6 protein-coding genes are annotated in these 4,287 nt (G+C 46.7%); all 6 read right to left on the bottom strand.

Translation table 11 applies throughout. From position 1 onward, the window contains the following. Positions 1 to 122: 122 nt before the first annotated feature. Positions 123 to 620 carry a GNAT family N-acetyltransferase gene (locus tag VM802_RS22815; protein ID WP_325534942.1) on the bottom strand — a complete coding sequence of 166 codons (498 nt, stop codon included), beginning with the start codon at positions 618 to 620 and terminating at the stop codon, positions 123 to 125. Between the two features lie 4 nt (positions 621 to 624). Beyond that, positions 625 to 1,263 (bottom strand): DsbA family protein, encoded by a 639-nt coding sequence (locus tag VM802_RS22810; RefSeq protein WP_325534940.1) that lies wholly within the window; start codon positions 1,261 to 1,263, stop codon positions 625 to 627. Positions 1,264 to 1,331: 68 nt separating this feature from the next. Further along, positions 1,332 to 2,033, bottom strand: coding sequence for a PrsW family intramembrane metalloprotease (locus VM802_RS22805; protein WP_325534938.1), 702 nt, complete (start codon positions 2,031 to 2,033; stop codon positions 1,332 to 1,334). Then, the gene (locus tag VM802_RS22800; RefSeq protein ID WP_325534936.1) at positions 2,030 to 3,718 is read right to left on the bottom strand and encodes a helix-hairpin-helix domain-containing protein; all 1,689 of its coding nucleotides are present in this window, start codon (positions 3,716 to 3,718) and stop codon (positions 2,030 to 2,032) included. Before VM802_RS22800 ends, VM802_RS22805 begins: the two co-directional genes overlap by 4 nt. A 73-nt stretch (positions 3,719 to 3,791) precedes the next feature. Further along, positions 3,792 to 3,977 (bottom strand): hypothetical protein, encoded by a 186-nt coding sequence (locus tag VM802_RS22795; protein ID WP_325534934.1) that lies wholly within the window; start codon positions 3,975 to 3,977, stop codon positions 3,792 to 3,794. A gap of 64 nt (positions 3,978 to 4,041) precedes the next feature. Next, on the bottom strand, positions 4,042 to 4,287 hold a 246-nt coding region (gene rpmA, locus VM802_RS22790), incomplete at its 5' end, for a 50S ribosomal protein L27 (protein ID WP_325534932.1).

Here is a 4,287-nt window from a genome sequence, read left to right as displayed (position 1 = left end):
ATAGTGTAGCGTGCTTAACACTACAGATGATAACTGAAATACTTAACGATATTATACAAAAGAGTTGTGTCTTTTAATGGTTAACTTGGGAAAAGCCTGGTATGTCCTTACCGGGCTATTTTTTATACCAATGTTTTGCGCATGATATAGTCTTCCATCAGGTATCCATTACCTATTTCAATGTCTTTCTCACCTACGACTACAAATCCCTGCTTTTCATAAAAGAACCTGGCTTTGTTATAGCGGTTCACGTTCAGCTCAAGTGTTTGTGCACCGAGATTTTTCACCTGTCTGATAACCGTGTCCAGCAGGAATCTGCCAACACCTTTACCCTGATAAGATTGATCCAGGTAGATCTTGTGCAGTTTGTAAACGCCTTCTTCTCCGGTTGGGCTATAGGCGGCAAAGCCTATGGGTCTTTTGTCGTCCTGTAAAATGATGAATTTATGATGTTCTTCTGTCATCTGCCTGGTAAGGGCTTCGGCACTGTACATCATATCAAGCATGTAGTCGAGTTGTTCCGGGGTTAGGATATTCTGGTAAGTAGAGGGCCAGATCTTTTCAGAGAGAGCCTGAATAACCGGGATGTCCGCTACTGATGTTGATTTTATCCGGTACATTTTTCTATTTTAAATTGTTATTTTCTTTTAAGATATTGTCAATGGTCTGCTGTAGTTGGTCGAGGGGAGTAAAGCCTCTGGCGCAGAGATAGAGCTGACCGCCGGTATCCAGTATAGCTGCCGGGAAGCCGGTGATCCCCCAGTTCTGAATCAGTTGGAATTCCTGTTGCGTTTCATATCTGTAGTGCTCATCGTGCATGCGACTGATGAATTCGTCTTCCGGTATGTTATATGGGCGGATGAGTTTACGGTAAGTGTCATCGTTGTTCAGGCTCTTGCCGTCATAATTAAGTGCTACCTGCATGCTGTGCGCAAAGCTGATGGCATTTTCGGGCTGATAATACTTGAAAACGGTCAGGGCTACCGAAGGTTTTTCGGAGTCCATCATTTCTTCGGATGGCAGCAACTTTTCGAGGAAAGGCGCTCCAAACTTCACACCGGTCATTTCTTCCACATTAACATGCGCTTTCTGAATATAGGCGGCCATTGAGGAAAAAGGAGGGCGGTTGCTTCCTGTCATCATTCCTCCCGACAGGATCTCAAACTCCATACTGCCGTTGCTTTGCTGTTGCAATTGCATCACTACAGGAGTGAAGCCATAGCACCAACCGCATAACGGGTCATAAACATAAATGAATTTCATCGGAATTACCGGCGTTTATCAGTTAGCATTCGTTGCTGATGGGTAAGCGCCGTAAAGATAACTAAAAGCTAAGCGTTATCCTCAAAATAATGTTGCTCATTTAATTGTCTCGAAATAGCCTTATTCTTTCGTATCGCCTTTGCCGATAGTCTTATAGCGATGAACAACGTGATAACAGAAGCTCCGAGCGTAAGTATGTTGTTTCCTGTGAAGAGGAAAAAATCGTAGGTGCCGTGGAAGAAAACAGCTATCAGCCATCCGCGGAAGAGCAGGGCAGTTTCCCGTTGCCGTGCAAACTTGGCGAAACCAGCATAATACCCCATCAGGACAGCGAAGGTAGCATGTGCAGGAACAGAAAGAAACATGCGTGCAATACCAGTACCGACGCCATACTTACTTACATAGGCAATATTTTCGAGCGTTGCGAATCCCATTCCTATCATTACGGCATAGACGATGCCATCCAGCGGCTCATTAAACGCCTTGTTTGGATAGGCTACGTAACGCAGCACGAGGAATTTTGCCAGCTCTTCAGAAAAGCCGACTACACCGTAAGCGAAGGCGGCAGTACCGATGAGAGAGCCGCTGTCTTCCCGGAAACCCAGTGAGGCAGCAAATGTCTGTATCACCAATGGTAGTACTACGCAGGCCATTCCCAGCAGAAAGCATTTCAGCAGCAGTCCTACTGGTTCTCTGTCGTACCGGTCCATCAGGTAGATAAACAGCGAGATCGCGAAGCCGGGCGCTACGGCCAGTGCCAGCAACATCATAGTGTGATGTCTTTTTGTTTTTTACGTTCCAGGAGATAATTACTGAGCATATCAACAGTAAAGCTACTGAGATTGTTTGCTTTGGTGACGCCGCCTTTCTGTGCAGCCAGTGAGCCGTAATGAACATCGCGGTAGCCTTTGATGCTATGGGCATCCGGGTCTATAGAGATGAGCACATTTTTCTCCAGGGCATAAGGCAGCCAGGTCCAGTCGATATCGAGGCGACGGGGGTGGGCATTCAGCTCTATTGCCACATTATTGGCAGCGCAGGCATCTATCACCGCTTTGTGATCCACGGGATAGCCGTTGCGGCTCAGCAGCAGCCTGCCTGTCATATGACCGAGAATAGTAGTGTATGGATTTTCGATCGCTTTCAGCAACCTGGTCATGGCCTTGTCTTCTGTCATTTTCAGGTTGGAATGTACTGAAGCGATAACAAGATCAAAGGTTGCAAGTATTTCGTCCGGGTAATCCAGTGCTCCGTCATTGAGAATATCTGCTTCAATGCTCTTGAAAATGCGGAAAGGCGCAAGTTTTTTGTTCAGGTCATCGATCTGTTCCTGTTGCGCTATTACCCGGTCTATGCTGAGACCATTGGCATAAAAGGCGGAGCGGGAGTGATCGCTGATGGCAAGGTACTCGAAGCCTCTGTCTCTCGCTGTGGTGGCCATTTCTTCAAGTGTATCGAGACCATCGCTCCATTGGCTGTGGGAGTGAATAATCCCTTTGATATCAGCCGGGGTGATGAGAGTTGGCAGCAGGTGCTGGCGGGCCAGTTCAATTTCATGGTAGCCTTCGCGCAGGGCTGGCGGGATGAAGCCCATACCGGCAGCGCTGAAGATCGATTCCTCTGAAATGGCCTGCTGCAGGTGTGATGCACCTCCCGCCACATTAAACTTGTCCATGAATGCAGGGGAGGCGGTGGTGGTGAATAAAGTACTGTAAAAATCTACCGGCTGGCAGGTGTGTATGATCACTTTCAGTTTATCGATATATTTCCATACCAGGTTGCTATTGTTAGTGGCAACATGTACAAAGCCTGGCAGCGTAGTCATTTTCTGCAGCACATCTTCAACAGTCGCAGCGATAACCAGTTCTACTTCATCGATGATTACGGCCTGCCGGCGGAAAGCTCCTGTCAGTGCCACATTTGCCGGAGCCAGTGCTTCGCGGAGCATCTTTTCGATGTCGGCGGCTGTTTCTTCGACTTCAGCGTAGAGGTATCTGTTTCTGTTGGAGAGATAGAATTCGATGTTGAGGCGGACGTTTTCCTGTGTTTTTTCGCCGAAGCCTTTGAGGAGCAGGAGGCGGTTTTCATTACAGGCGTATAGCAGCTCGCCCATAGACTCAATTTCCAGCTCTTTCCAGATGGTGGCTATTTTCTTTGGTCCAAGGCCTTTTATTTCGAGCATTTCCACGATACCGGCTGGTGTTTTGCCGATATAGGTGTCCAGCAGTGAGAATTGGCTGGTATCCAGCATTTCGAGGATGCTTTTTCCGGTGGAATCGCCGATCCCTTTGATGCGGAAGATATCGTCGCGGGGAGTATCTTTAAGTTGAGCGGGTAATTTTTCTATTGTGAATGCCGCGCTGGCAAAGGATTTTGCTTTGAAACTGTTTTCTCCGTGAATGTCCATCAGTTTGGAGAGGAGCGAGAAATTGTCTGCTATTGCGTAATTGTCCATGACGTGAAATTACAAAAAAAAGATCCTGGTAGTAATACCAGGATCTTTATAACTACATTTTGTAATTCCGATCTTAGTTTGCCGGAGCTGCAGGGGCTGCAGGAGGAGTTGCTGTTTTTTTGGCAGCAGGCTTCTTAGCAGCTTTCTTTTTAGGAGCAGCTTTCTTAGCAGCGGCTTTCTTTTTAGGAGCAGCTTTCTTAGCAGCAGCTTTCTTTTTAGGAGCAGCTTTTTTAGCAGCTGCTTTTTTAATTGTTGCCATTGTTTTTTGAATTTGGGTTAGTAAAAAAATATTGGGTATAAAAAAACTTTATGGCTAACACTGATTAGGCTTCTGCCTGAGCAGTGGTATCAAATGCTTTAACAGAAACGTAAGTTTTGTTTTCGCGACCTTTTCTGAATTCCACTACACCGTCCGCAACTGCGAAAATGGTAAAATCTCTACCGATGCCTACATTTTGACCAGGGTGGTATACGGTACCTCTCTGGCGAACGATGATGTTACCAGAAATAGCTGGCTGACCACCGAATATTTTAACGCCCAGTCTTTTGCTCTGGGAATCGCGGCCGTT

Source organism: Chitinophaga sp., assembly GCF_035538455.1.
Taxonomy (GTDB): Bacteria; Bacteroidota; Bacteroidia; order Chitinophagales; family Chitinophagaceae; genus Chitinophaga.
This window is presented reverse-complemented; position numbering and strand designations above follow the sequence as displayed.